The organism is Allobosea lathyri, assembly GCF_900108245.1.
GTDB lineage: Bacteria > Pseudomonadota > Alphaproteobacteria > Rhizobiales > Beijerinckiaceae > Allobosea > Allobosea lathyri.
The window spans coordinates 165,514-191,377 of the sequence record NZ_FNUY01000007.1 but is presented as its reverse complement, the minus strand read 5'-3'; the positions used below and the strand labels follow the sequence as shown (position 1 = coordinate 191,377).

At 61.7% G+C, this 25,864-nt stretch carries 35 protein-coding genes; 9 read left to right on the top strand and 26 right to left on the bottom strand.

The window, feature by feature from the left end:
* Positions 1-128: 128 nt before the first annotated feature.
* Together C4S73_RS28285 and C4S73_RS17490 are read left to right on the top strand one after the other, a co-directional pair.
* Positions 129-290, top strand: coding sequence for a hypothetical protein (locus C4S73_RS28285; RefSeq protein WP_160115809.1), 162 nt, complete (start codon positions 129-131; stop codon positions 288-290).
* A gap of 728 nt (positions 291-1,018) precedes the next feature.
* Positions 1,019-2,026, top strand: coding sequence for a hypothetical protein (locus C4S73_RS17490; RefSeq protein WP_103873791.1), 1,008 nt, complete (start codon positions 1,019-1,021; stop codon positions 2,024-2,026).
* A 1,000-nt stretch (positions 2,027-3,026) separates the two neighbouring features.
* Here the strand turns inward: C4S73_RS17490 and C4S73_RS17485 are convergent.
* Complete coding sequence (locus tag C4S73_RS17485; protein ID WP_103873790.1) at positions 3,027-4,055, bottom strand: SEFIR domain-containing protein; 1,029 nt, start codon at positions 4,053-4,055, stop codon at positions 3,027-3,029.
* Positions 4,056-4,344: 289 nt separating this feature from the next.
* Between C4S73_RS17485 and C4S73_RS27950 the strand changes: the two genes are divergently transcribed.
* The gene (locus C4S73_RS27950) at positions 4,345-5,046 is read left to right on the top strand and encodes a hypothetical protein (protein WP_146071389.1); all 702 of its coding nucleotides are present in this window, start codon (positions 4,345-4,347) and stop codon (positions 5,044-5,046) included.
* Between the two features lie 34 nt (positions 5,047-5,080).
* Here C4S73_RS27950 and C4S73_RS17480 read toward each other — a convergent pair whose 3' ends face one another.
* The 3 genes from C4S73_RS17480 to C4S73_RS17470 are packed head-to-tail and all read right to left on the bottom strand — an operon-like array spanning position 5,081 to position 6,412.
* Positions 5,081-5,812: an SOS response-associated peptidase gene (locus C4S73_RS17480; RefSeq protein ID WP_103873789.1), complete on the bottom strand. Its 732-nt coding sequence runs from the start codon at positions 5,810-5,812 to the stop codon at positions 5,081-5,083.
* Positions 5,805-6,194 (bottom strand): hypothetical protein, encoded by a 390-nt coding sequence (locus tag C4S73_RS17475; RefSeq protein ID WP_103873788.1) that lies wholly within the window; start codon positions 6,192-6,194, stop codon positions 5,805-5,807. Before C4S73_RS17475 ends, C4S73_RS17480 begins: the two co-directional genes overlap by 8 nt.
* The gene (locus C4S73_RS17470) at positions 6,191-6,412 is read right to left on the bottom strand and encodes a hypothetical protein (protein WP_103873787.1); all 222 of its coding nucleotides are present in this window, start codon (positions 6,410-6,412) and stop codon (positions 6,191-6,193) included. Before C4S73_RS17470 ends, C4S73_RS17475 begins: the two co-directional genes overlap by 4 nt.
* 58 nt (positions 6,413-6,470) lie before the next feature.
* Between C4S73_RS17470 and C4S73_RS17465 the strand changes: the two genes are divergently transcribed.
* Together C4S73_RS17465 and C4S73_RS17460 are read left to right on the top strand one after the other, a co-directional pair.
* Positions 6,471-6,725: a hypothetical protein gene (locus tag C4S73_RS17465; RefSeq protein WP_146071388.1), complete on the top strand. Its 255-nt coding sequence runs from the start codon at positions 6,471-6,473 to the stop codon at positions 6,723-6,725.
* Between the two features lie 60 nt (positions 6,726-6,785).
* Complete coding sequence (locus C4S73_RS17460; protein ID WP_103873785.1) at positions 6,786-7,214, top strand: hypothetical protein; 429 nt, start codon at positions 6,786-6,788, stop codon at positions 7,212-7,214.
* Positions 7,215-7,338: 124 nt separating this feature from the next.
* Here C4S73_RS17460 and ligD read toward each other — a convergent pair whose 3' ends face one another.
* A complete protein-coding gene (gene ligD, locus C4S73_RS17455; RefSeq protein WP_103873784.1) occupies positions 7,339-8,274 on the bottom strand; it encodes a non-homologous end-joining DNA ligase in 936 nt (311 codons plus the stop codon).
* A 221-nt stretch (positions 8,275-8,495) separates the two neighbouring features.
* On the opposite strand from ligD, the gene C4S73_RS27945 reads away from it, so the two are divergent.
* Complete coding sequence (locus tag C4S73_RS27945; RefSeq protein ID WP_146071387.1) at positions 8,496-8,759, top strand: hypothetical protein; 264 nt, start codon at positions 8,496-8,498, stop codon at positions 8,757-8,759.
* Positions 8,760-8,873: 114 nt separating this feature from the next.
* Positions 8,874-9,143, top strand: coding sequence for a DUF7696 family protein (locus tag C4S73_RS17450; RefSeq protein WP_103873783.1), 270 nt, complete (start codon positions 8,874-8,876; stop codon positions 9,141-9,143).
* 49 nt (positions 9,144-9,192) lie between these two features.
* Here C4S73_RS17450 and C4S73_RS17445 read toward each other — a convergent pair whose 3' ends face one another.
* The 13 genes from C4S73_RS17445 to C4S73_RS17385 all read right to left on the bottom strand — a co-directional run bounded on the left by C4S73_RS17445 (position 9,193) and on the right by C4S73_RS17385 (position 20,093).
* A complete protein-coding gene (locus C4S73_RS17445) occupies positions 9,193-10,275 on the bottom strand; it encodes a RelA/SpoT domain-containing protein (protein WP_103873782.1) in 1,083 nt (360 codons plus the stop codon).
* Positions 10,276-10,506: 231 nt separating this feature from the next.
* Positions 10,507-10,875 carry a hypothetical protein gene (locus C4S73_RS17440; RefSeq protein ID WP_103873781.1) on the bottom strand — a complete coding sequence of 123 codons (369 nt, stop codon included), beginning with the start codon at positions 10,873-10,875 and terminating at the stop codon, positions 10,507-10,509.
* 8 nt (positions 10,876-10,883) lie between these two features.
* A complete protein-coding gene (locus C4S73_RS17435; RefSeq protein ID WP_146071386.1) occupies positions 10,884-11,135 on the bottom strand; it encodes a Pam3-gp28 family putative phage holin in 252 nt (83 codons plus the stop codon).
* Positions 11,136-11,170: 35 nt separating this feature from the next.
* Positions 11,171-11,554: a hypothetical protein gene (locus tag C4S73_RS17430; RefSeq protein ID WP_103873779.1), complete on the bottom strand. Its 384-nt coding sequence runs from the start codon at positions 11,552-11,554 to the stop codon at positions 11,171-11,173.
* Between the two features lie 363 nt (positions 11,555-11,917).
* Complete coding sequence (locus tag C4S73_RS17425) at positions 11,918-12,676, bottom strand: peptidoglycan recognition protein family protein (RefSeq protein ID WP_103873778.1); 759 nt, start codon at positions 12,674-12,676, stop codon at positions 11,918-11,920.
* Positions 12,677-12,746: 70 nt separating this feature from the next.
* Positions 12,747-13,172 (bottom strand): hypothetical protein, encoded by a 426-nt coding sequence (locus C4S73_RS17420; protein WP_103873777.1) that lies wholly within the window; start codon positions 13,170-13,172, stop codon positions 12,747-12,749.
* 2 nt (positions 13,173-13,174) lie between these two features.
* Complete coding sequence (locus C4S73_RS17415) at positions 13,175-14,722, bottom strand: hypothetical protein (protein ID WP_103873776.1); 1,548 nt, start codon at positions 14,720-14,722, stop codon at positions 13,175-13,177.
* Between the two features lie 7 nt (positions 14,723-14,729).
* Positions 14,730-15,365 (bottom strand): hypothetical protein, encoded by a 636-nt coding sequence (locus C4S73_RS17410; RefSeq protein WP_103873775.1) that lies wholly within the window; start codon positions 15,363-15,365, stop codon positions 14,730-14,732.
* Entirely contained in the window at positions 15,365-15,658 is a 294-nt protein-coding gene (locus C4S73_RS17405) for a hypothetical protein (protein WP_103873774.1), read from the bottom strand. The genes C4S73_RS17410 and C4S73_RS17405 overlap by 1 nt, the downstream gene beginning before the upstream one ends.
* Positions 15,658-18,414, bottom strand: coding sequence for a phage tail protein (locus C4S73_RS17400; RefSeq protein ID WP_146071385.1), 2,757 nt, complete (start codon positions 18,412-18,414; stop codon positions 15,658-15,660). The genes C4S73_RS17405 and C4S73_RS17400 overlap by 1 nt, the downstream gene beginning before the upstream one ends.
* A gap of 10 nt (positions 18,415-18,424) precedes the next feature.
* Entirely contained in the window at positions 18,425-18,826 is a 402-nt protein-coding gene (locus C4S73_RS17395) for a DUF6950 family protein (RefSeq protein WP_146071384.1), read from the bottom strand.
* A 9-nt stretch (positions 18,827-18,835) separates the two neighbouring features.
* A complete protein-coding gene (locus C4S73_RS17390) occupies positions 18,836-19,462 on the bottom strand; it encodes a hypothetical protein (protein ID WP_103873771.1) in 627 nt (208 codons plus the stop codon).
* 1 nt (position 19,463) lies between these two features.
* Positions 19,464-20,093: a hypothetical protein gene (locus C4S73_RS17385; protein WP_103873770.1), complete on the bottom strand. Its 630-nt coding sequence runs from the start codon at positions 20,091-20,093 to the stop codon at positions 19,464-19,466.
* Positions 20,094-20,176: 83 nt separating this feature from the next.
* Between C4S73_RS17385 and C4S73_RS17380 the strand changes: the two genes are divergently transcribed.
* Positions 20,177-20,449, top strand: coding sequence for a hypothetical protein (locus C4S73_RS17380; protein ID WP_103873769.1), 273 nt, complete (start codon positions 20,177-20,179; stop codon positions 20,447-20,449).
* Positions 20,450-20,452: 3 nt separating this feature from the next.
* Here the strand turns inward: C4S73_RS17380 and C4S73_RS17375 are convergent, their stop codons facing one another.
* Complete coding sequence (locus tag C4S73_RS17375; RefSeq protein ID WP_146071383.1) at positions 20,453-22,012, bottom strand: hypothetical protein; 1,560 nt, start codon at positions 22,010-22,012, stop codon at positions 20,453-20,455.
* 153 nt (positions 22,013-22,165) lie between these two features.
* Here C4S73_RS17375 and C4S73_RS17370 point away from each other — a divergent pair, with 153 nt between their 5' ends.
* Positions 22,166-22,735, top strand: a complete 570-nt coding sequence (locus C4S73_RS17370) for a hypothetical protein (protein ID WP_146071382.1) — start codon at positions 22,166-22,168, stop codon at positions 22,733-22,735.
* Between the two features lies 1 nt (position 22,736).
* On the opposite strand, the gene C4S73_RS28280 is transcribed toward C4S73_RS17370, so the two are convergent.
* The 7 genes from C4S73_RS28280 to C4S73_RS17340 all read right to left on the bottom strand — a co-directional run bounded on the left by C4S73_RS28280 (position 22,737) and on the right by C4S73_RS17340 (position 25,747).
* Complete coding sequence (locus C4S73_RS28280) at positions 22,737-22,904, bottom strand: hypothetical protein (protein ID WP_160115808.1); 168 nt, start codon at positions 22,902-22,904, stop codon at positions 22,737-22,739.
* A gap of 44 nt (positions 22,905-22,948) precedes the next feature.
* Positions 22,949-23,290 (bottom strand): gene transfer agent family protein, encoded by a 342-nt coding sequence (locus tag C4S73_RS17365; RefSeq protein ID WP_244595660.1) that lies wholly within the window; start codon positions 23,288-23,290, stop codon positions 22,949-22,951.
* Between the two features lie 17 nt (positions 23,291-23,307).
* On the bottom strand, positions 23,308-23,769 hold the full coding sequence (locus tag C4S73_RS17360; RefSeq protein WP_103873766.1) for a phage tail tube protein: 462 nt from the start codon (positions 23,767-23,769) through the stop codon (positions 23,308-23,310).
* Between the two features lie 30 nt (positions 23,770-23,799).
* Positions 23,800-24,213: a DUF3168 domain-containing protein gene (locus C4S73_RS17355; protein ID WP_103873765.1), complete on the bottom strand. Its 414-nt coding sequence runs from the start codon at positions 24,211-24,213 to the stop codon at positions 23,800-23,802.
* Positions 24,210-24,656 (bottom strand): HK97-gp10 family putative phage morphogenesis protein, encoded by a 447-nt coding sequence (locus C4S73_RS17350; RefSeq protein ID WP_103873764.1) that lies wholly within the window; start codon positions 24,654-24,656, stop codon positions 24,210-24,212. Before C4S73_RS17350 ends, C4S73_RS17355 begins: the two co-directional genes overlap by 4 nt.
* A gap of 99 nt (positions 24,657-24,755) precedes the next feature.
* Positions 24,756-25,106 (bottom strand): head-tail adaptor protein, encoded by a 351-nt coding sequence (locus C4S73_RS17345; RefSeq protein WP_103873763.1) that lies wholly within the window; start codon positions 25,104-25,106, stop codon positions 24,756-24,758.
* Entirely contained in the window at positions 25,106-25,747 is a 642-nt protein-coding gene (locus C4S73_RS17340; RefSeq protein WP_146071381.1) for a head-tail connector protein, read from the bottom strand. The genes C4S73_RS17345 and C4S73_RS17340 overlap by 1 nt, the downstream gene beginning before the upstream one ends.
* Positions 25,748-25,864: the final 117 nt, after the last annotated feature.

The window sequence follows — 25,864 nt, the reverse complement described above, 5'->3', positions numbered from 1 at the left end:
TGAATGCCGGACGATTTCGACATCATGGCAACCGCCGCGATCACGCCTCACTGGCTGTTGACGCTGGTCAATGCTGCCGGTGCCACGTTTACATGGTGGCTGGTCGGCTGATCCCGCAGTCGCGCAGCATGTCGCGCACCCTTGCGGGCGGCGTCACCGAAGCGTTCCGCGCGATGGTCGATCATGCCGTCGTGCGCGATGCGCCTGACGGAAAGTATGAGGTTGATGTCGTTGGGCCGCTTTCGGCCCTCACCGGGAAGACGCTTCCTGATGGGGGAAAGCGTTGGTAGCGGGAGAGCGATTCACACTGCCCCCCCGAGCAGAACAGAACAGGTCCGGTTCAGTATCTCGCGGCGTGCCCAGTAGGGCAGGCTTTCCCGAGCGGCTTGCGAAAGAAACCAACTTGGGCACCGCCGCTGAGCCATTGATTCCCCCCGCTCGACAAGTCAGCTATGGGGTGGCAAGCAGACCTCCCGCGGGTCAAGGCTAAGGCTCCTCCACGGAGGAGGTCGCGTAGAGCTTCGCGTCCAGTTCCAACGAAGCTACTATTTCGCGGTAATCGGCAACCATCGTGCTGCTTGTCGGCCTCTCCGACCTCGACCATTGTTCAAGCGCGACCCACGCCTGCTCATAGGCCTCGCAGACGTCAAGGAAGGACTGGCTGGAGGAGCGTTCAAAACGAGCCCGCCAACTTGGCAATCGCATTATCAGACGGGCGCGCCCGCGCTCGTGGATCCGCATCATGTTCGGATCTCGTTAAGTGAGGGCGGGGTGTTCCGATCGGTCCCGCCCCGCTAGCCGCTCGCAACCCTGCACATCGCACATCGATCGCTCTATTGGCCTTGAGGACGATGTAACTGTGAATACTGCGGTCATGCGGGGCCATGGCAATTTGGTCAAATGCGAGTTTGAACAACAAGCAGGTATTCATCGGCTGCAGGCCCGGTGGTCGAAATGAGCATTGCGCGCTTGCCAACGCCAAGATGCAGGATAACTTGATCTGCTAGCAGAAGTTGAAATGGACGACCCGGACCGGGGTGGGGCCATGGAACAAGAGAGACAGGGCGGTTCTCAGCCGGGCGTGCCAGCGGCGCTTCCCTTTTGCGCCGAGCGGATCCGCGAGCAACTACATCGGATCCTCTCCAGCGCCGATTTCGCCATGCCCCCGCGGATCCACGCGTTTCTTTCCTACGTCGTTGAAGAAGCACTGGCGGGCCGCGCCGATCGGATCAAGGCATATTCGATTGCGGTGGCAGTTTTCGGCCGGCCCACAGATTTCGACACATTGAACGACCCGGCCGTTCGTATCGAGGCGGGTCGGCTCAGACGGGGTCTGGAACGTTATTATTTGCTGCAGGGCAGCAACGATCCGGTTCTGATCGATATTCCCAAGGGTGGTTACGTCCCGCACTTCCGGTCACGAGCGAGCGAAGGCGACGCCCCTGTTGTGCCGATAGCCGCCGCTTCGTCGCCTAAGGCCTCATCTCGCCGCTTCCCGTGGGAGTGGCACAGTAACGTTTGGCTGCAAGGTTGCCTTGCAGTGATCGTCGTCAGCATAATGGCTATCCTGTCGGTGCTGTCGGAGCGGACTATTCCGGCTCGCGACACCGTTGCATCTCGACCTTACGTCCTCGTCAAGACGTTCGAAAACCTGTCGGGCAGTCCCCATGCAACGGCCCTGGCGGCCGGTCTTTCCGACGAAATCCTCGCGGCTCTGTCAGCGAAGGGTGGGTTGGCGATTTTTCGCAGCGATAGTGCTCACGGCGGGGCGAAAAATGCCGACGCTCACCCCCCTCGCCAAGCAAAACAGTACGTCCTAGATGGGGCGATCCGTGAAGCGAGAGACAAGCTCAGGATTGCGAGCCGCCTTGTGCAAGCCCAAACGGGTGAAATTGTGTGGTCAAATGTTTACGAGGCTGATCTCCAAGCCGGCATCGACCACGAAGCGCAGGTTGCGACCAAGATTTCGGGTTCCGTGAGCCAGGCCATCCATTCTGCGGAGCAGGGGCATCATCCGCCGCGTTAAGCGGTGACAGTACACTCCGACGCGGCCCTCTGGGTTGATTGCCCAAAAGCGGACACCCTAGATGTCCGATATGGGACACCCTCACCGGCGGCTTGATTGGCCGCGAATGTCTCACACGGGTCGGGAGCGGAGCTTGGCCGTCCCGGAAGGGACTTCTAACAGTATGGTTCGCCAACACGCTTGGGCAGTTCGCCCGCGCGGGATGGTGCCCCTGGCCGGGGAACCTCAAGCCGCCTGCGCCAATAGGTTAGCTGTCGGTGAGAAACAAAGCCGTTCTGTCATTTTCCGGGCGTTCCGAGGGGGCTCTTTCCCACTCTCTCGCGGCTTGGACACCGGAATCGAACTCGGCAATGTCAGATTGGAAGTGGTACCAGGCGTAAGTCAGTTATGGGTGGTTTGCTCACATTTCCGATGTCAGCTCGTGGCGGCAGCTATGCGACAGAGCCGACTTTCGTTTCCTAATGTTGAGCTTCATGCCATTCAGCCACCCAAGAGCAGAACGGCCCGAGGAAAGGGCTTACGAAAATCGGCTCTTCTTTTCCGTTAGGGGTGAAACTATGGAAATCATTCTCGTCGGAAGACCATGTCCCTATTACTTCACCGTCCTTGGTGACTACATCGCCGAAGTCGAACTCACCATATCCAAACAGCGTGACTTTCCAGTGTTGCATCGCATCATTACTCTTCCGCACTGGGTCGGGAGCGACCTTGGCACTTGGTCCTGATAACCCGCTGACGGAATAGCGGACAGGGCGGGATTCGATCCTGACTAGTTTAATTGATTACATTGATCTTTTCGCGTTCATGTTGCGCGAAATGTTGCACGTTCTGTTGTACGATTTGAACCGGCTGCAGCGCTTCGCCGCCGAGGCCGTGCAGGAGCGGGAGAGCGAGTCATATTGCTCCCCCGAGCGGAAAAGAACGGGTCCGGTTCAGCACCGTCGTAGCTCACAATGCGTGGTAGGCGGTAGGGAAGCCCGTAACGACAATCGCCCCGCGTTCAGCGAACCGTGCCCAATTCCGACGTGCCAATTAGCTCGTCAAGGTCCAAGGTATGGAACGACCATTTTGGGATGCTGTCTCTACGCGCTTTAATTTGCTCGATTTTTGCCTTGAACGTGTCAACGCTGCTCGTGTTGAGCATTCCTATCATTTTTGTAAAATAAGCTACGGATTTTGCGCGAGCAAACATCTCGATGACGCGTTCATCGATCGTTGAATATAGTAGCGTCTCCGGCCACCAATGATTATGATACAGTTCATCTGTAGCGTTTCTGATGTATAGAATTAAGTCTGCCGCCATAAGATGTTTAAAATCGATTCCAACCGAATTGCAGCGTTCCTTTAGCAGATCCGCACGCGGCGATATGCGGCGCAGCCGCTTAGCGCGCAGCTCGAAAGATTTTAGATAATCCCGAAAAATCGGATAGGAGGCCATGATCTTTCCTCTTCTTGATCGTGAATTCCCTAGATAGAATTCAGTGCTCAAAAAGAAATCGATCGTTGCAAAGCGTTCATATTTGATTAGGGCCGCGATGAAATACAGGAACAACTCATGGATAATGAATTTATAATTATCGCAGTCATCATCGCGATATGATGTGACGTTGTCGGGACTAAAGAAATAATTGTAAATACTTTCGAAGAATCTATGAACGCTCAAAGCCATATCTTCTGTCGGTCTATGGGCAGCAATAGAAATAAAGGTCGCTACTATTTTGTCTTGCTCAGTCTTTTGATATATTTGCGGCGTTATTATTTGAGCTTCCGTGCCGGCTCCGCCGCTCCTTCGGTTCGATTTCTCGGTGTACTGACGGTCACATACGAGAATAATTTTGGTGACCGAATTATCGGTCGACATTTTTTCCATGAAGGCGTTGGCATCATGGCCGGGCTTCAGATCCCATTTGTCGATTACGATATCAATTCCGTGCCCCATAAGTTCCTTTGCAAAATGTAGAACCCATTCTTCATGCTGGGGCGAGCTCCAACAGTACGAAATGAACACCTTAGGCGTTTGCGTAGACATGAAACCCCCACACTTTCTATGTCAGCGGCTAGCACTGGCTTTGCACAAAGGGAAGGGCATTACCGCCATCTCATTGCGAGGCGGTTGATGGGCAGGCACACCCGTGCAATCCACGCGTTCGGTGGCCGGGTTGGGCGGCGCTCTGGTCGGAGTGCATGAAGTGGCGCGGGTCAAGCGCTCAGAGCCCGGTGACAAGCGAAACCCCAGAATTCCAAATTTCGGTATTTCATACGCGGTCTTGCCAAGCCCTTCGCGCACGCTAATGCTTCGGCGGAGGGGGAAGTTGCGCATGGTTTCTGGGATTTGGAGTTACGTGCCTTCATTCGATGGGCAGACTACGGCTTCGATTGTCATTGGCATTGTAGTATCTTTTTGGACGTATTGGCTGAGTTACAAAAGAACAATCGGAGCCCAAGATGAACGAGTGCGTTCTACAAGTAATGAACTCATATCGTCGGTGATTAAAAGAGTTGCGGTTGAGCGAGAGGTGATGTCCCACGTTCAATTTCGGACAATCAGAAGAGCTAAAGCTTATCGAGCTCAAATTGATAACGATAGATTGATATCATTTGATGATGCGAGAGCTGTTGTTCTTTCCGATGTGATCGACAATAATTTTTTGGATCAAGTGGCTAAATCGGCCATAATAGATCTCCTCGACAAAAGTGGTGAGGATAGACCTGCTTTAACCGAAATTGATTCAAAGAATCCAGCAGAAGATAAAAGAATAAGGCTAAAAAGAACCCAACTAAGGCTGGCAGCTCTGAGTTTTGGAGCCGCGGCTACGCTCTCAATCAATGCAGTCTCTAACTGGCTGCGTCGATATGGAAATGAGATCGAATTTGTCGGACCAGCGGAGTTGGCAATGTTGTTTTCTATTATTGCTGCCGCCGCGATCGTTCTGTTGGGATCATACCTGGTGATACCGTGGTGGCTTAGAAAGTCAGAGGAACAGCAAATGGCGAACAAGCAGGCGCTACTGAAGGAATGAATGAACCTCGGCGCTGGTTATTGGACGATTTCGGCTAAGCCGTCTGCCCATCCTTCTTCACGCCGCGCGCAACCTCGACCAGCGCGCCATCCGGCAGCGGGCGCTGCAGGGCCCTTGCCTGCTCCCACGGCGCCGTCATCCAAGTCTCGATCTCCTCCGGCTCGGTCAGGATCACCGGCATAGCCTTGGGATGGATTGCGCCGACCTCGCGGTTCGGCTCGGTCGTCAGGAAGGCAAACAGGTCGGCCGTCTCGACCCCGGTCTTGATCTTGCGGACGCCGGTCCAGCCGGCCGTCCAGATGCCGGCGAAGAAGGCGAGCGGCCGATCCGGGCTCAGGGCAAACCACACGTCCTGCTTCGCCCCATGATCGAATTCGCTGAAGCTGGTCAGTGGCACGACGCAGCGGTTCGCGACGCCGAGCCAAGGCTTCCAGTGTGCGCTCGAGGTGTTGCGGACATTGGTGGTTCCGCCGTCCGGCTCCATGCGCAGCAGCTCGGTGAAGTCGACTTCCTTGCCCTTGGCCCGCAGTTTGTCAGCCCGCTTCGTCGCCGCTTGGTAGATCGCCTGCTTCGACGAAGGCATGCCCCAGCGCACCATGGCGAGCTCACGCACGCCGTCCGAGGCGTTGCGCACGATCGGCGCCGGATAGTCCGGGAAGATGCCGGGGAATGGCGGGAAGTTCGTCTCATGTCCGGGGCCACGCATGGCGCGCGCCAGGTCGCGGATGGCCTGCTGACCCTTTGTCATGCTGTAGAGATTACACATCCACGTCGCCTACCCTGCGGCGGCGCTCGATCGGCGCCGGCTCGGCCGGCAGCATGTCTGCCTTGCCGCCCTGGATCAAGCTGAAGCCGGTCATGCTGGGCGGCAAGTCCGGCGGGCGCGGCGCAAGCACGTCCGGGCAATAGCCGCCGCAGCGCATGCCATATTTCTGAGGCTTGCGCGCGGGGTTCTGTGGGTCCCACGGACAGCCGGCCACGAAGACGCGCAGGAGGCGGCCGACAAGCGCATCGGAGCCGTATTTCGCGGCCAGAACCGCCAGGCGCGCATCACCGCCGCGCTCGCAAACATGGCAGCGGAAGCGAACGACGACATAAGGGAACTCGCGCAGCGAGGTGTGAGGACTGGGAAGACGAGCCTCTGTCACGGCTCATCGTCGACCACCGGTCGCCGCGCGCCTTCGGAGAACTTGCCCCTCAGGTAACCGCGCGAGACCGCTTGATCAGCGTCCGCCAGCAGCGCGTTCCAATCATGGAGCAACGCCCGCATCGCGGCGCGCTCGCTGCCGTGTTCGGCGATCAACTCTGCGATCTCGCACTCGATATCGTCGAGTTCGTCGTCAATTTTTGGTGCTGGTGATGACATGGTCCGCGCCCTCGGCTATGAGAACGAAATCAGAACAAACTGGTTCCGGAGTCAAGCCATGGCGAACGTCGAGACGTTCTTCCTCCAGCCCTTCAAGACCCATCGCAAGCGGCTGGTGCCGGGCCAGCGCGTGCCGGCTAGAACGAAGCACCACGCGCTGAGCGATGGCGAGCGGCTGGGGCGCACTGCCGAAGGCGTCGCGGTCATTCATGTCACGGCGGACGACGAGACTGGCGAGGTCAGCGCGCTTGAGGTGCTCGCTCGGCACGGCGCCATTCCGGAGGAGTTCGAGGAACAGATCCGCGCGCTCTGATCATTGGCAGTCGGCCTTTCCCACCGCATCTTCCGGAGCAGAAGTCAGAGGAGCGAAACGATGTCCGGCATTCTAAATATCAAGAGAGTCGTTGCGGGTGGCGAGACTGATGACGGCCTCAAGAGTGTGCTCGTTCTCGAGCTGGAAGATGGCCGCCACCGCAAGCTCATCTTCGACCTGGCCACGCTCGACATGGTCAAGCAGGCCGTACAGCTCATGTTGGCGGAATCGTATCGCCGCGCCCGTGCTGCAGGCACCGGAGAAAATGTCGAAGCGGAATTCATCAAGCAGCCGATTGTCGTGACGGACTTCCGCGCCGGCCCCGATCTGATTAACGAGATCGTGCTTTTTCAACTGACCGGAACACCAGACGCGGGAACGCCCGAGGACATGACATCGTATGTCGTCGATGCCCGCCAGGCTCGACGCTACGCGGCACGATTGCTTGAATGCGCCAACGAGCTACCGCAAATGGATCTGCCGCTGTAGCACTCGCGCGCGCCCTGCCTGAAATCGAAACCGACATCGAACACGATCGGATCGAGAAATCACCAACGGACCGACATCTGGCCGTGATCGGCCGCGTTGCGCCGAATAATCGAGCAGCGCAGGCCTAACCTTCGAGCTGATAGATCTCGCCGGCGTCGGCATCATCTCGAACGCCCTTGAATGACGCATGGCGCAGCTTTCCATCGTTCGTCCAGGCGCGAAAGGCGATCTCGGCTTTGATGGTCGGCTCGACCCAGCGCCTGCCCTTCTTGGCGGCGCCAGTGACCGCAGGTTTCTCGATCATTATGCTCATCAGCCGCCGGCGCAGCTCCGTCGCCGTCTTCACGGTAAAGCCCGTCCCGACGCCGCCGACATAGACCAGATCCTTGCCTCGCCGCGCGGCCAGCAGGAGACGTCCGATCCCGCCCAGCGCCCCCGCCGAGGCCTCCCAGCCGACAATCAGGAAGGTCTCGGACTGGATGCATTTGATCTTGAGCCATTCGCCGCCCCGGCCAGAGCGATAGGGCGCGTCGAGCCGCTTGGCGATGATCCCCTCGAGGCCCATCTCGCAGGCGAGCTTCAGGAACGGGGCGCCGTCGGCATCGACCTCCTCGCTGAGGCGGATGGAGCTGTGCTGTTTGCCGATCAAGTCGATCAGCATGCGCCGCCGTTCGGACAGGGGAAGCGCCCGGAGATCGCGGCCATCGAGGTACAGCAGATCGAAGGCATATAGCAGAGCGCCTGCGGCAGAGCGCTTGCCGCCGCGCCCGCCGAGGGCCTGCTGCAGCGCACTGAAATCAGAAGCGCCACGTTCGTCGAGGACCACGGCCTCGCCGTCGACGATGGCACTGTCGACGCCCAGTTCGCGGATATCATGAGCGATCGTCGGGAACCGAAGCGTCCAGTCAAAACCACCCCTCGTCAAAATCCGGACCCTCCGCCCGGGCTCGACATGAACAGCAAGCCGATAGCCGTCCCATTTCACCTCATAGGCCCAGTCGTCACCGGTCGGTGGCTTGGATGCCAGCAGCGCCAGGCAAGGCTCGACACGGTCCGGCATGGGATCGAGCGCAAGTGCGCGCTGGCGAGCATCGCGTCGCTTCGGAAGTGGGCTTCTGGCGATCTCGGCAACAGGGCCGGACCGAAGAACTCTACGCGCGCACACCAACGAAACTCCACACAACCGAGTCGCCAACTAGGATGCATAAGATTCGTTCCAGCCTCGGAACCGACGCGATGACGGACGGTTGAGAATGGAGAGTTTGGTGGCGTAGGTGTCCCATGAGAGCAGAACGCGTCGAACACGTTCAACCGGCGTCTCGCCCGGTACGCGGTCGCAAAAGAGAACTCTACCGGGAGCGTTGCGAAGACAGCGACGGCAACATTTATTGCGTCATCGTCTGGCAGATGTTCCGGGGCCTCGACGTCACAAGTTACACGCTCGAAGACGGTTCACCCGTCAAATACATCGACGGCTGCGAGTTCGAAATCGTTTCGACAGGAAAGATCATCAGCCGCTGCGATGAGCCCGACGCCGAAGCCTAGGTGCTGCCATGAAGATTTTCTGGTGGATATGGACCGCATGCGTTGCCGGATCGATCACCACGATCGTGACTGTACTCGCGTTGACGGCCTAGACAGGCGGCAAGGAGATTCCCTGTGCCCGCCCGCGACTTCGCAAACCACCCGCTCGTCCGGTCCGAATTCACCGGCGAGATGATCTCGACCCATTCCGAAGAGTGGCGGCACGAGTGCGAGGTCGCCTTCCTGCTGGCGATGCCGCTGGCGAAGCGCAATGTCTTTCTGGATGGCGTAGCAGGGACGACCGATCGCGAGGACCGTGGAATCAAGGGCGTGCGCGGCGAGGCGGCGGTTGCGTTCCTGCGCTCAGAGATCCAGCGGCTTAGCGAGATCCGACAGCGGAAGTGAAGGACTCTTGCGGGCGAAGACAGACATCTGCCGAGTCGGAGCCTAATAGCTACCGCGCTCCCCGGAACGGAACTTTAGGTCGCCGGGGACCTCGAGTAATGCCGAATTTTATACCGGCAAGTTTTTCGCACCCTCGATCGATCAGTTCGAGAAATTCGTGCGCGTCCGAAAAGTAATTCTTAAAAGCAACCCTTACCTCATCCGCCGTATCAGCGCGAACTAGCACAATATCCTTGCCGGAAGATTCCTGCTCCAATTTGAAAAGCGCCCTCAGAGCGTCTGGAGCATCGCGATACGAGTGGACGTCAAGCGAGCCATCAGTCGAAAAAATAAGGATCATATTCTTATTCTTTGACACTTCAGCGCTAGTTGCATTCAGTCCCCTCAATAAATTTATGAAGCCAATTTCGTTATCAAGAGCAACGAATTCCTTAATCAAGTCCGCGTCAGCAATATCGGGAAGCGATGATTTAGACGATTCGAAACAGCGAGCCAATATTTCAGAAGACAGCAGTAGTATGTGCTGGAACCGCTTATCGCCTTTTTTAAATTTCGGCTGATTTTCCGTGATGAACCCGATCAGCTCAACGCATGTAGCCCATGCGTGCTGAATGCGGGTCCTATACTGAATTTCGATCAATAGTCCGCGGTACATATCCGCGTATTGACTCCTGACATCGTATTCGTAAACATCGTGTATTCCACGATATCCTGTCTCTGGGTTTGGATGTAAGATATAATTATACTTATCGTCCGCATTCCGTCGTCGATGATTAAAGTTAGCCTTGTGAAAATCATGGCGGAAAGCGGTTAGATCTTGGACGCTCTCAAATATCAATCTGCAGCCCGCGATATCATCCATGCGAGATAGCTGCATTTTAGGGAATCGCGTCAGCTTATCGAAAATCGTCGCTCTACGCTTGTGCCTCTGGGCAACTAGAATTTTCTTTCCACGTGTTCGATTCCGCAGAATGGATTGAAAGGTATTTAGAACCGGGCGATGGGATGAACGCCAGAGGTCGATCACAGCCAAATCCTCATCGGTCGGCGTGCCGGCACGAACTGCATCGCCAGCACGGCGCACACGCTCCTTAGAGCCGCCGGGGTAATTTGCACCTGGCTGCAATGCCATCGACAACCTCCGTGAGGCCACACGCGCAAGCTCCCGTGGGCCAATGACCCATTCTGCGTAGAGACCGCGGACAGGGGAACAAATAGCGTCATCCGGAGAAGCCAATTAAGTCAACCCAAGCGAAAAAAGGCCCGGCCCGCAGTGAAGCGGAGCCGAGCCAAGTTTAGGGAGGAGGCCGCTTGCGGCGGCCAGTCGATCGCCGGTTGAGCTGGGCTCAGCCCGGCAATGGGGTCAGGGCGACGAGGCGCCCGATCGGGGCGGCGTGAAAGGGGGCGCTCCGTCGCGCCAGCGCCGCGCCCAGCGGATCAGCGCATCGCAGATCGTCATGCCGACGAGCCCCAGAGCGAAGCCGACCGAACCCTCGATGTCGCCGGTCGGATAGGACCAGAGATCGAGCCATTTCCGAATGATGGGCATGGCGGCCGGCGTTGCATAGCCGGCAGTGAGCCCACCAACCATGGCGGAGCTGAGGCGTTGCGGCCAGGAGAAGCCCTTGGCGATCAGGCCGCGCACGAGCCCGCCGGCGACGCCGGAGACCACATTCACGACCTTCACACCGACGAGCTGATGCAGGAAGTCAGGCGGAGGCAGATCGGCCATCGACGTGCTTACCTCGCCGATACGATCGGATCGGCAGACGGCATCGAGATCACCGTCTTGTCCGGCATCGCGTCGACCGCTGCGACGAGCCCGGCCTTGCGGCGCACCCAGAGGCCATAGCCGGCAGTCGCGAGCGTGACGATCGCCCCCACAACCGCCTCAAGCGTGCCACCATCGATGTAGCCTTTCGTCACAAGGCTGCCTCCGAGGGTCAGGAGGATCTGGCGCACGAAGCTCCAGAACTGAACGCTGCTGAACATGCTTATCTCCATGGTGATGTTGCTGATGAAGGCGATCAGACGCCGTCGCGGGCCTCGAGGACCGCAGCGTAGGAATCGGCGACGATCGTCAGCGCTGCGGCGACATCGGCCGGCGGATTGGCGCAGACCGTGTTGACGGCCGCTGCAGCCATCGCCGCGATATTGCGCTGCTTCTCGGGCGCGAAGAGCGTGGCCCCGAGCGCAACGGCCTGCAGCGCGCCGCAGTATTTCGTCAGCTGTTCGGAGGCCTTGGCGACCTTCTCATCAGCCTTCGTCTTTCCGATCACCGTCCCGACGCCGACGGCAATCTGATGATATCCGGCGCTGGTCGAGCCGAGTGGGCCGCCGCCATCCTTCGGGACGCAGGCGGAGGCGGCCAAGGCGCAAGCGACAGCAAGCGCCGCGAGGACGTTTTTCATAGTGGTGCTCCGAGTTGTTTGCAGAAAGCGCAAAGATTGCGGCAGGCCCGGCCGCTGCGGGGTTTCGGCGCGCTTCTTGAAGAGCTGTAGGCTGAACCCAAGAAGGCGTTTCAAGTTGAAACAGACCGAGCAATTCTGGGACAGAAGCGCCAAAGCGCGTCAGCCGTTGTTCACAGTATTGGCTGGTCTATCTTTTCAACTAGGTCTGATTGCCTTCGTAGCGATGATGGCATTGCGGCTATTGGAAGGGATGCCCAGATGAACACAAGCCCGCGACTTAAGGAGCTGCGAGACAAGCTAAAGAAGCTGCTCGAGTTGAAGACCGCTAAACGGCGAAAAGCTATGCGGAAATCTGGTGGTTCCTCAAAGCAGCCGCGAGACGGCAGCCCGCATGAGGCTCCCACAGGCGGCAGCGCCAATGACAATAGGATCGAACGCCAACCTTGAGACGTCCCACTTCTGCCGCTGCTTGATCCCCAGCGTGCCCTGCACCTCGGCATGTGACAGAACGGTGCGCGGCGTGACCGGGATATCGTAGCGGCGACAGAGAGCGGCGATCACGGGAGGTAGCGCCGCCCATTGCTCGCGGGTCATAGGCGCTTTGCCCGGGTTGAATGGGCTCTCGATCGCGCCCGCCATGCAGCAGAGCGAAACGCCGATCGAGCCGGTATTGCAGTTGAGCGTGTGCGCCGCGTAGCCAGGGCTTACCCCGCCCGCGTCATTCATCGCGATCGAGGGTATACCTCTGATCAGCTTCGCGTCGTACTCGATCAGAATATGATAGTGGCTGCGGTCGAGTTGTGAGGCTCGATGGTTGCCAGCGGTCCAGTGCACGATCACACGAGAAATGCGCGCGGGAGGCAGCCAGTCAGAAGGGAGCTGCGCCCCAGCGCCAGGCTGACCCGCCCCATCATTCTTCGCCGCCACGGCCGCCAGCAGCGCCTTGATCGTGGCGGGCGTCAGTTCGCCCATGGCGGCCAGCCCGCGCCCACGCTGGAAGATCGCGCAGACCGTCTTGCTGGTCTTGCCCCAGTCACCGTCGACACCATCTTTCTTCGGCCCGGTCTCGCCCATGTCGTAGCCGAGCGAAAGCAGCGCGGCCTGCGCCTCGCGTTTGTCCATTGTGATGCTCCGGGCATGAAAAAGCCGCCCGAAGGCGGCGCGTGATCGGGCGGAAGCGGCGCGGCGTGCGTCACGATTCCGGTGCAAGTACCTCGTCGGCGCGGATCTCGCCGAGTGCTGCGACGATGCCGGCACGAAGATCGGGGAAATTCTCGTCGGAGTGATCGAGGTAGCCTGCACCCTCAAAGATGCGGCGCAGGCGAACCGGCGCTGCGGCTAGCGCCAGATCGAGCGCCTCCGCTTCCGCATCGGAGCAGCGCCGCCAGAGCGTCGCCTTTGACAGCCGCGTCAGGGCCGGCAGAGGCACCTCCGGCGCCTCGACGATCTCGAATGCGCCACCCGCCGCAACAATCTGCTCAACGAGAGGATGGGCTGCAGGAGCGGGTTGACCCTCGCTTTCGGCATGGTCGCGAAGTGCCTGCTGGAATTCAGCGACGGCCGCTTCGATATCGAAGCCCAGAGCGTCGGCGATCTGCTTGCTGATTTGGATTGTCATGGTCACACCCCTGCGTAGATCGCGACGTTTTCGATGATCGAAGGCTGAACGTTTGCGGTGGTGCCGGTCCCATTTGTCGCGGCGTCCGCGCTGACCGCGTATGTCGAGGTGTCGCCGGGGACGAAGTCGAGCCACGTGACGCCAGCGGGATTGGGGGTGCCAAACCGACCAATCTGAGTCTGGGGTGCGGGATTTTGATTGCCGCCCCCGACGCCGAGCCGAGACGAATCGATACCGGATATTGCGCCCGTCAACCGGCTGGCTGCTGTGCCGCCCATGTTGCCTCGCCCGACAGAAGCGCGGTCGCGATAATCTGCCACGCCAAATGTGGTTGAACCGTTGCCATTCCCATTCGGGAAGACACGCCCTGCGCCGCCTGATTGCGTAGCGTTGGCGGTCAGCGAAAGCGTGACGTTATAGGTCGTGCCCGAAACGAAAACGATGGCCGCGACAGTCGTTCCGGCCTGAATGCCCGCCCCCTCTATGGGCATCCCTACCGCGATAGCTTCCGCGAGCTGCGTGGACGCAAGGGCAATCTGCGCGGCCGCACTCGCGTTCGTCGTGTAGGTGTTGCAGGCCACAGTAGTCGCCGCGAATAGCAGGGCATAAGTCGTGCGCGAAAGGTTCTGCCCGTTCGCCCACACAGACAGCGCGGGAAGGGACGTGAATTGCCCGGCGATCTTTTCGCCGATAACGGCGGCCCGCACGCCAAGCGCCGACCGCGCGGCCGCTAAGGTGGTCGCGACAACAAAGTCATCGACAGCGCCCCCTACGCCGAGGTTTTGCCGGCCTTGCAACTTTTCTGGCGTGCTGAAGCTCTGAACAGCGTCGACGCGCAGGCGCTTGGCGAGGGCATCCGCCGTTGCAGTGCCGAGCGCGGCCAGCCCCGATGCCGCGCCGTTAGCGACACCGGCGACGGCGTCAACATCGTCGGCAAGCGCCGCCACCTGGCCGGCGATCGTATCGACCTGGCCGGCGACGGCAGCGACCTGGCCGGAGACGATAGCAACCTGATCGGCCACGGCGGTGGCGCTGGCCTTCTCTCCGTCGAGTTCGACCAGGGCAGCTTGCACCGTGAGGGCAGAGATCCCGCCGGCGGGCGTGAAGGGCGTGTTGGCGGCGCTGATCGCGAGGTTGGCGCGCACTGCCGCTTGCGCCTCAGGATCGCCGGCGAACTCGATCAGGCGGTTTGCCGCCAGCATAGGCCGCGAGACCGAGAGCTGCGTGATCAGCGTAGCGAGACGGCCGATCGGCAGGGCGTTGATCCCGAGCACCAGCAGGCAGGCGCCGACCGCGATATCGGGGCCGACCCAGGGCGCGCCGAGCGCGACGGTGTGATTGTCGACGGTGTGGCGGGCGATAGCCGTCTGTCCGGCCGGGCCGATCAGGATAAAGCCTGCCGGCGTGCCTTCTGCGCCTTCGCCGCCGATCAGCTGGGCGAAGTTGATGGGCTCGGCCGCGCCGTCCGGCGCCGCCAGATGCGTCGCGGTCAAGACCGTGTCGCCCGCCACGACGCTGACGCCGCTCAGGATGTAATAGCCGGTTGCCATGTAGTCCTCACGCGTAGCCGGTGACGTCCACGGCGGCGAATACGCCGTCGCTGCGATAGCCGACGAAACCGTTGCTCATCGGGATCTGGACAGGAGAGATCGCGTTGGCGGCCGAGAGCAGCGCCAGGCTGTGGTTGATGTACTGGCCGCTAACCGGGACGAGAACGGGGTAGATCGAGGCTTCGAGGATCAGCGGCACAAGCACTCGGCCGGCAGCGCCCGCGAAGCCGGACGCGTTACCCCGCACGCCTGAAATTTTCAGAACCTTCGCATTCGACTGGAAGATGAGTTCGCCGGCGGCGTCATAAACCTCGAAGCCGAAGCTGTCGGGGTTTGGCGGCGCATCGTCGAATATCCAGAGATAGGCTGTGCCGCTGCTGGGATAGCCGGCGCCAAGAAAGGTAAAGCCCCAGCGATAGGTCCAGTTCGTGCCGTCAAACTGCGTCGAGAGCAGGAACGGCGCGTAATACTGGCTCTGCATCGCCACCAGCACGGTCCGTCCGGTGATGACGATGTCATGATAGGCATTACCGGCGCTATGGCTGAGACTGATCGCCCGCCGCTCGCGAAAGCATAGATTCTTGTAGGTCTCGTCGATCTGGACCGTACCCGCGTCGTTGATGATCTGCAGCCCGGCCGACATCAATGCACCCCGTAGAACAGCAGGTGATCACCGGGAGAAGCGCCATAGGTCATGGTGTTGCCGCTGAAGCCGATCGCCGGTGGAACCATGGTGTTGTTCATGAAGTTCGCGCCGGCGGCATTGGTGCGCAGGCAGGCGCAGACCCCGGCGCCAGTCAGGAAGCCATCGTTGACGACGCTGCCCGATGTCCCCGCCGGCACGTAGAGGATGCCGAGAAACCGGGTCAGCCGGTCGGTGACCTCAAAGAGGAGATCGACCCCGCCCGGGAAGTAGACTTGCGCGCCGGCTGGCATCACCAGATCCCGATGCGAACGCGCAGGGTTCCGGCCGCGTCATAGACCTCCATGCGCTGATTGGTCAGAACCGTGCGGCGACCGCTCGTGCCCGACCGCATGATGATGCGGGAATCGAACACCCAATCGCCGGCGGCGTAGATCAGCGGCGCGAAGGCATTGCCGCCGGCATTGTCGACGAAGACGAACTGGCTCGCGATCATCGAGATCCGGCTAACGCCGCCGATCACGTCGATCATGAAACCGGCATCGGTCATCGTGCCGCCCGACGTCGTCGAGGCCCGCATGCGGATTCGGCTTGAGGGGCCACCGGGACCAACGGTCGCGACCATGTCGAATTGGCCGTTGGCGGAGACGGCATTGACCTTGGCCTCGATCTCAGTGGCATAGCCGACGCTTGCCTTGCCGGCTTCAAGATCGATGATCGCAAAGCCTTGCGTCGTCACCGTGCCCGACAGCGTATCGAGCCCTGCAGCGGTCACGCTGATCTGCGTCGACAGGGTTGCAATCGCGCCCGTCGCGGTGGCGATCGCCGATCCTTGCGTCAGCACCGTCGCCTTGGTCGCGTCGAGGCCTTCCATGGTCGCGACGAGCTGCGTCGACATCGTCGCAATCGCGCTCGTATTGGTCGCGACCACGGTCTGCAGATCGGTGATCGTCGCCTGCGTCGCGTCGAATTTGGCGTCGATCTGCGTCGCCAGCGTGGCGCGGGCCTCGTCCTGCGTGACGCTGACCTCCTCGACCCGGCGGATCGAGGCGGAGGCCTTGAGATCGGCGTTTGATGCCTCCTGCACCGTATTCCAGACCAGCGTGGTCAGATCCGGCATCAGCACCGGCTGCCAGTCGAACTGCGCCCGGAAGCGCGCCATCAGATCGGGCACGTCGACCAGGAAGCGCGCATCCTTTAAGGCGGTCAGCGAGATCCACGGCGTCCATGTCACCGGCCGGGCCGGGACGGTCGCGATCGTGGCGCGGAACTCATAGTCGAGCCCGGTTGGCGGCTGGTCGAGGATGAACTCGCCGTCGCCCGGACTGTCATCGCGCACCCGGGTTGCGGCGACGCGTCCCACCGGGCGGTATTCGATGATCACGGCGATGACGCGTGCATCGGCAATCGGGTCCCAGCGCATGCGCAGGATCGGCCGGGTCGAACCGTCGCCGCTGGAAATCACATCCGGCTGCACCGTGAAATTCATCACGGTCGAAGGCAGAGGCGGCCCGGTCGGCGCGCCTGCCGGCGGCAGATAGGGCTGCTCGTCGGCGGCCGACCAGGAGTAGATCTCGTTGCCGACCTCCTGCAGCGAGAGCGACGGCGTGTCGTCAGGATTGAGCTGCCGCGAGACGACGCGATAGAGCTTGTCGAAGCCGAAGGTCGCGCTCTGCCAGCGCAGCCAGTCGCCGGCTTCCAACCAGAGCAGGTGAAATCCGCAGGTGATGCTGGCGCTGGCCTGCCGGCGCGTCTCACGCATGCGGATGCGGGCGGCACGCTGCGCCTGCGTGATAGAGGTAATCGCCCCGAAATCGAGCTGCACCGCCAGGCGCTCGCCATCCTCGGCCGAGAAGACCGGCGAGGTGATCGGCGGATAGCTGTTGGCCTGCCCCTGCGCGGCGGGGTCAACGAACTGGCCGTGGACCTCATTGGTGCGCTCGGTGCGCGAGCGCGAGCCCTGCCATTTGACGCCGCGCGTCCAGTCGATATCGGCATCGGTCAGCGTCACCACCGGCAACTGCGCTGCCCCGGCCAGCAGCCCGAAGGAACCGTTGCGCTCGATCAGGTAGCCGGCGAGCGCCTGCACCAGGGGCGCGAGCGCGCTGCGATGGTCGCTGTCCTGCGCGGTGATGACGGCGCTGGCGCGATAGCGGGGCTCATAGCCGCCGGCATCGAGCGGCACGCCCTCGTCGGCGATATTGGCCGCCTGCATGAAGGTGTCGCTGAGCACGTCGTAATCGGCGAGATCGAGCCCCATCAGGGTCTGACCCTCGGACTGGATGCCGCGCAGATAGGCCAGCACCATCAGGGCCGGATTCTGCGTGGATTCCCAGGTCGCGGGATTGGACAGGCTATGCGAGCCCGCCCCGCCGAAGGCCGGGTCCTTGCGCGGATCGTGGCAGCGATAGCCGCTGATCACGAAGAGCAGATCGGGGATGGCATCGAAGGTGTCGTTGTTGTTGATCAGCTCGACCACGACATGCGTCATGCCGGCAAGGCGATCGCTCGGCCCCCAGCGATCGGGCGCGAAAACCTGCGGCCGGCCGGGCGCCGCCTGCCCAGGGCGGCCGTCATAGAACCACAGCGTCATGCGCTTGTCGCCGAAGCCGGTGTCGCCGAAATGGTCGACCGTGAACTTGGCGACCGCGCCATTGTCGGGCGCCGTCGGCGTCAGCGGCAGCGCCTTGTCGCCGACCCAGATGCCGTCGAGCGAGGCGCACCAGCCGTCGGAGAGCACGAAGACCTGGCAGAGCCGCTCATTCGAGACGCCGGCGGTGGCGATGAAGACGAGCTGACCCTTGACCGCGCATTGCCCGAAGGCGACCTGACGCGGAATATCGCCGCCGATCTGCAGCGTCGCCGAGACTTCGCCGGGCTTGGCCGCCGCGCTCTTGTTCGAGCCCAGCGCCGAGGACAGGGCCGAGAGGCCGAGCGACAGGCCAACCGAGAGCAGCGCCTTGCCGACGATGCCCAGTCCCGCGGCAAAGCCCGACACCGCCGTCACGGCCGTGCCGATGGCGCTGATCAATCCAGTGATGAACGGCACGATTCAGCCCTTAGCCGACAGCGAAGACGGCAAGCGCCGAGGAGAGCGGCAGCTGCTTCAGCTCGTTGCCCTGCCGCACCAGCAGGACGGGGCCATAGACCAGCCCGAGCGTGTCGCCGGACGCGGTTGGCGCGGCGAGCACGGCAATGTCGCCGCGCTGCCAGTGCCCGGCCGGACGTTCGGGGTACACCGCGGCGATAGCCTCGCGCAGGCTGGCAAAGCCGCGCTTGCGCAGGACCTTGAGCGCGGCGGCATCGCTGGCATAGCGCACGGCATAGGGGCGCGCTCCGGTCAGGGCTTCCGCTGCATCCATCGCCAGCATGAAACAGTCATGCTTGCCCGGCGCATAGGCCGCCGCCCGATGCCGCTCGATCACGCCGAGCAGGGCATCGTCCCATCCATCGATCCGCATCATCTGATCCTAGAAGAGCCCGAGGAACTTCTTTTTCTGCTTGGTCGCGGCCGGGAATTTCGACCACTTGACCTCTTGCGTGGCCGTGACCTGCACATGCCGCAGCGAGCCGTCCGACGGGTCGATCAGGCGCTGGTCGATATCGGTGCGCATGCGATAGCCGGAGCGGCCGAGGTCGATCGCCATGCTCTCGACGGCGGCCTCCATGTAGACCTCACCGCCCTCGGTAACGTTGTGCGAGATCGTGTCGACCCGTCCGCGAAACACACCCTCGACCGAGAGCAGGGCATAGGTGTCGGGGTGCAGATAGGCGCGATAGACCAGGCAGGGCGCGCCGCGATATTGCACGCTCTCGATCGAGGCCAGCGTGGAGGCATCGAGCCCGGCGCGGGCATCGCCGTTGAGGCGGATGGCGAGGCCAACCGCCGTGCCGTCCGAGACGCCGCCGATCGCCGAGATGTGGAAAAGGTTGCCGGCGCCGACGAAGTCGATGCCCGACCAGGTCAGCACACCCTGGCCGCTGAAATAGGCGCGCTGACCGGTCGGCGCCGGGAAATCGAAAAGCAACATGTCGGCACGCGCGATGCGGCCGGCCTGCAGCTGCGCCAGCGTGCCGGCGTCGATAACGCGGGCCATATCAAGCGACCTTCTGCAGCATGCGGAAGGTAACCGGCGCCATGGTCAAACCGTCGCCCGTATCCGGTTCATCCGACGGATCGAGGATCATCTCGCAGACCGGCTGATGCAGCCGCAGCGTCGCGCCACCGGTGAAAAAGGACGGGATGCGCGGCAGCACCGAGAGCGTCAGCGACAGGCCTTGCGGCTGCGCATCCGCCATGACCCGGAACAGGCCGTATCGGTTGGCTTGCTCCAGGCCGATGAGATCGCCGACGCGCAGCCGGAGATTGGCGTTAGGCGCGCCGGCGACGATCGTCGTCGCAGTCAGGCTCGCCACAGTCAGCGTGTCGGCGAAGGTGCCGGATACGATCTGGCCGCCGGGATGGGCCGCCGGCCAGCATTGCGCCGGCGTATAAATCAGCGCCGTGCCCGCACCCATCAGCGCTTCCACGAAAGCAACGGCGCGGCGGCGGCCATATTCGCGTTCGGGCCGAACCTCGATGCCGGCGCGCCAGACCGGCGTGCCGGTCTCTATGACCTGCAGGCCGGTCGGCAGCTTGGCGGTGGCGACCGAGCGCGCCAGCGAGAACGTCACCCGCCGCAGCACCAGGCCGGAGCTGCGCAGGTCGAGGGGATAGGTGAGAGCCAATGCCGCCTAACCTTTGATTGCTCGACTTTGCCGTGGCGAAGGCCGAAGACACCCGCTTGCGAAGCACGAGAGGATCGAAACCGATGACCAAGACATCAGCCACGCTGCAGGAAGTGAGTTTCGGGCCGGGCGAAACCGATGATCACACCCATGTCTGGGCAACGATCCAGTACGACACCAAGACCGGCCAGGAGCCGATCGGCACATTCGCTTCGATCACCGTCGATCTGAGCATTCCCAACAAGACCACCGTCGGCGAGCTGCCGAAGCTGATCGAGAAGGCTGCAAAGCAACGCGTCACAGACCTGGCGAAGGCTTCGCCGATGGAGCTGTTCAGCGGCGATCCCGAAGGCTGATCGCTAGTACCGGCCGGAGCGTCGCGCGGACTGATACCGCGCTTCGCCAAGCCGCCTGTCGAAATTGGCATCGTAGGCCTTCAGGCCCGACACGATGCCGCTCTGCACCATCTGCTCGATCTCGGCATTGCCGCGCGCGCCGACGACACTGACAGTCAGCGCCATCGAGCCGCCACCGCGACCGGCCGGGACGATCTTGCCCGGCGATGTCGGAACGAATGTCTCCGGGCCACGCTCGCCGACGCGATAGGGCTGGCCGGCGTTGACCGGGCCACCCGTCGCGCGGCCGAAGAGATTGCCGGAGAACAGTGAACCGAACAGGCCGCCGGTCGCGCCATTCTCACCCTTCAAGCCAAACAGGCCAGCGAGCGGGCCGGAGCCCATTAGTGCCGCCTGCAGCGCAGCTTTTGCCAGCGAGGCGGCGAGATTCTTGACGACGTCCTCCGCCTTCTTGCCGTTGACGATCAGATCCTCCAGCGCATCGACAGCGGCATCGCCGAAGAACTTCTGCGCATCCCGCAGACCGTCCTGGGCCGCCTTGAGATCGGCCAGCGTCTTGCGCTTCTGTTCGGAGAGTTCGATCTCCCGCGTCAGCGAGGTGATGATCTTCTGGCGCTCTGTTTCGTCGAGCTTGGCAAGATCGACCTGGGCCTTGGCCAACTCGACCGCGGCGCGCTTCTCGGCGTTCGACTTGCCGAAGGTCGCGACCTCCGCATCGAGCACCGAGTTCTGGCGCATCAGCGTTTCGATATACTTCTCCAGCCGCGCCTGTGCTGTTTCTTCCTCGGTCTTACCGCCCCCGCCGCCGCCTGTCGCTTTGGTCGGGATCGCCGTAGTCCGCCCGACCACAACGCCCGATGGCCGAGAGGGAGGGAAAGGCGCTGAAGTAGCCGTAGGGACCGCTTCGTTGGGAGCCGCCGGCGCCTTGCCATTGGACAGGTCGGCGAAGGTCTGCCCAATCCCGGCGCCGGCCCGTCGCGCGTTTTCCATGCGATTCTGAAATTCGACCGCCTTGCTGATCACCTCGGCCAATGCGAGCCCTGCCTGCGTGACGCTGGCCTTCGCATTGGATGTGAACGCATTCCATGCCGTATCCCACGCCTGATCGAACTGCTTTGCCTTGTCGATCACTTCCGAGCTTAGGATCGTGCCTGCATCCGCCGCGTTCCGAGCGAGCCGCTCCAGAGCCGCAGCCCCACCTTCGAGTAGCGGGACGAAATCGGCCGGCAACCCAAACCGCTTGGCAATCTCGATCTTATCCTGTTCGGTTGCAGCTCGACTGATCAGATCTGCGGCAATGGCCAGAGCTTCGTTTGTCGAGATGATCTCGCCAGTACGCGATTTGACCTTGATGTTATTGGCATCGAGCAGCTTGGAAAGCTCAGTCTCCTCGCGCCGAGAGTCGTTCAGCGCTTTTGCCAATCCCTGGAGACCGGAATCGAAAGCCTTGCCGGCAATGCCCTCGTTTGCGCCGGCGAGTCGGAGCGACTGAAAGCGCTCGACCTCGACGCCAGCGCGCCGCGCGCTCTCGCCGAACGCTGCGATTTCTCGATTTGCGGCCATGATACCGCTGGCGATCTTCTCGAAAGAGATTGCTGCAATTGCACCCTTGAGCACGCCCAGCCCGAAATCCCCCCCAAATGATGGGTTGGCCTGCTTGAATCGAGCTTCCATTTCGTCAGCAGCCTGATCGGTGAGCTTAGCCGCTGCCCGCATTTGGCGTTCGAGATCCTTGATCGAAGCTCCAACCGAAATGACGAGATCGTTGGCCATTGGGCGCTTTCGGTGAAAGTGATATCGGTGCCCCCGCAGAGCAGGGGCGCGGGCGTTATGGGGCTGATCGGCAAGGCAGTAGGCGGTACGGCGCTGCTATTCGGCGGATTATTCGCGGCGGGGCTGGCGGTGACGCCCGATCGGCGCGCCGAGACCCACCAGACCGAGAAACCCGTTCCCGAACGCCAACCGACTGTGATCCCCGAGTCATGGCGGTTAGCGGACCATCTCAGCGTCGAGGTCCAAGGAAAATCGTCCCGCCTATCGAGCGTCGCCGTTCTCACATTCCGAATTCAGAACAGGTCCGACATACATCTCAAGGACGCCACGATAACCTGCGATTTCTTCGGCGAGAGCGGCACTAAGCTGGGGGAGGCCCAGCGCATTGCCTATCGCGAATTTCTTGCAAAGAAGACGGTCACCGTACGCGACATGAATTTTGGCTTCGTCCATCAAGAAGCTGGCAGGGTAGGATGCAAGGCGACCTCGGCGGAACGCGCTTCGCCCGTGTAATTCAGAGGATGTAGTCCGGGGCAGCGTCGAGCATAGCCTCTAGAGCATCGGCCGTATCGTCATTGCTGCGCTTTGCTGCTTCCGGCGAGTTTGCCTTCGCCCAGCCATCCGCGCACACCATGAGCTGCCATAGCGACATCGCTCCTACTTCGGCAGGCGTGAAGCCCATCACCACCCCAAATGCATAGAGGTCCCTGAAATCGAGCTTTCCGTTTAGGCGGTCGGGTCGCTCTCCTGCCCCACCGCCTGCGATTTTCCCACTGGCTCATCCAGCTTTCCTATCAGCACCGCCTGGATAACAGCGTGGGCAGGGCGGACATTTTCCAGCCAAGGTCGATCGAGCACGTAGGCCTTGCAAAGACGGAGTGCATCGACAGGCGCCATGCCACCGCCGATCAGCCCCAAGCGGAGCGTCTGGTAGATGTCGCTCACTCGCCATTCTCCCGATTCTAAGCGATTTGAGATGACGATGGGTCCGGCATCACACTGAGTCTGCAACTCTTCCAACTGCGCGAGCGGCAGACAGAACCTATGCGATCCGTCCGCCCATTCCATTTCGATGCTACAAAGGCTCATGTCAGCGCCGCAACCATGGTGCGGGTCAGCGCGCCGTCGCCGGTTGCTTTGGCGCTGGTCTGCCATTTGCTGCCGCGCTGACCGGTGATGTCGCCGGCGATATGCGCCTTGCCGGAGAACTGCAGATCGGGTGTGCCCGAACCAGAACCAAAGCCGACCATGCGCAGCCGCAGGCTCGTCGCCTCGGCACGGTTGATCGCAGCCCAGAGCAACGGCTCGCCTTCCTTTGTCGAGATACCCTCGAATTCGGCGGACCAGCCCATATTGAGCACATCCGTCGCCTTCCAGGCGGGCGCATCGGGATCGTCGCAATCGGGGATCGTGACGTCGTTGGTATCCTTGTCGATCGTCAGCTTGATCGAGTTGAACCCGCAGATCTTGGTGAAGACCTCCGGCGAAGCGCCGTCGCCGAGATACAAAAGGCCCTTTCCGAACGAAAGGACTGTGGGCTGTGCCATTGCGGCCTCCGCTGCTGTGAAAATGGTTGGTCAGGCTGCCGCGACGAGCGCGCGGAAGGTCAGCACGGCATGGCCTGTATGGCCGTCCGGATCCTTGAGATATCGCGTGCTCTGCCAGGCAATTTCGAGAAACTGCCAGGCGCCGCTGAGCGTGAGATCGGCCTCGTGCAGAGACGTGTGCACGGCGCTGGCAATGGCCTTGGCCTCGGTCTGACCGGGATCAGGAGCGTCGCCGGGCCGGGTCCAGATATGCAGCGGCACGAAGACCTCGAAGCCATCGAGACACTGCGCGCCATCATCCAGCGCCTGAAACTCGCCGATCTCCAGATAGGGGAATGTCGCCGCCGTCGGCACCCGGTCATAGACCCGATTCGCCAATACAGTGACGTCGGCCCGAAGCTTCAGATTGATCGCACCCTGTAGGGCAAGGCTTGGATCGCTCATTCGCTGCCCTGTCCGTTGAACTTCGCCACGGCCTTCCTGATCTCGTGTTCGAGGCCGGCGCGGATGTGCTTCTTGTTGGCGCGATAGGTCGGATAGAAGAACTCGCGGGCCTTCATCTTCTGCGTTCCAAACTCGACCGCATTGGCCGCGTCATAGGTCGCCGACTGACCTTTGCGCACCGGCTTCGTCGTCGTCGGGCCGCCGGCCTTCACATAAAACCGATCGCCACGCGCGCCGCCCTCGACACGCACCGAGGCGCGCAGATCGCCTTCGTCGACAGGCGCGGCGGCGGCGATCAGCTGTCCAAGCCGCTGTGCTGCGAGCAGCGCTTCAGTCGCCGCCGCGGCGCGCACCTGAAGCGGGATCTTCGCCAGCCGGGCGGCCAGCCTCTTTGCGCCCTTCGCCATCGTCGAGAACTCCAGCAGCGCTCGCACGCGCGGCATGTGCGGTCGGGATCAGCAGGCGCTGACCGGCCTTGTAGGCGATGAAGACACCGGGCTTGCACGGACAGTCGAAATCGCGGCCGAAGGTGACACGCGGCATCAGGTGGCGCCGCCGGCCTGCAACATCATCTCGATCTCGGCATTGTCGGGCGTCGGGATGATCGACAGGATCTGGCAGACCTTGCCGGCGTAGGGGCCGGCGAGGAAGACGACGCGATCGGCGGCAGTGACATCCGCAGTCGCCGGCCAGCGCAGTACGGTCAGCGTGCCCTGCAGCGACGATTCCAACCGGCCGGCTTCGAGCTGCTCGCGTCCGAATTTCGGCCGGAAGCCGGCCCAGCATTCGACAAGCAGCGACCACGACTGCAGCACATTGCCGGTGCCGTCATCGGCGCCCTCGATCCGCCGCTCGAAGCGGACGCGGTTATTGCGTTGGCCGGCGCTGAGCATCAGACAAAGCTCCGGCGGAAAGGCGATACCATCCGATCGACCGTGATCGACATCGGCACGGGTGACGACGCGCCGAGCGCCACCGTCTCTGAAAAGCGATAGGCGTCGCCGACCATCAGCAGGATCGCGTGGCGGATCGCAGCGGGAACTTCCGCTGCCTCGCCATAGCCGGCCTTGTAGGTCACCGTTACGGCGTCTGCCTGCCCGTCGAGATCCGGCAGCTGGGCGTCGCGGTTGAGCATCAGCATCGGCCGCGAGGCGCCCGAGAACAGCCGCCAGGACGACGACGGCACCGCAACGAGGCCACCGCTACCGCGCGCCGAAACGCTGATGATCTCAGCGACGGGCGCCAGGGCCAGATCGAAGCAGCGCGACGCTGGCCAATAGGCCGAGAACTGGCGCCAGCTCTGCGCCAGCAGCGCCCGACCGAGAATGCCGGTGTAGCCGTCGAGATGCGAAACTGCCGCCTGAATCGCCAGCGTGATCCTGTCGTCGTCAAGGTTGTGATCGACGCGCAGATGCCGTTTCGCATCGATGAGCGAAACGACATCGCCGGAGGGCGGCGTGACGAGTTCAGGCGGCAGGCAGCGCATCGGATCAGGCCTTGCCGGCGTCCTTGGTATCCGGAGCAGGATAGCCAAGGTTCGACCACCTTCTCAGGTCGGGCGATGCGTGCACCAAGATTGGCGATCCTCGGTGGCAGTGCCTTCAAGCGTCCCATGTATCTAGACATGAAGAAGCCCGCGAGCCGTGAGGCT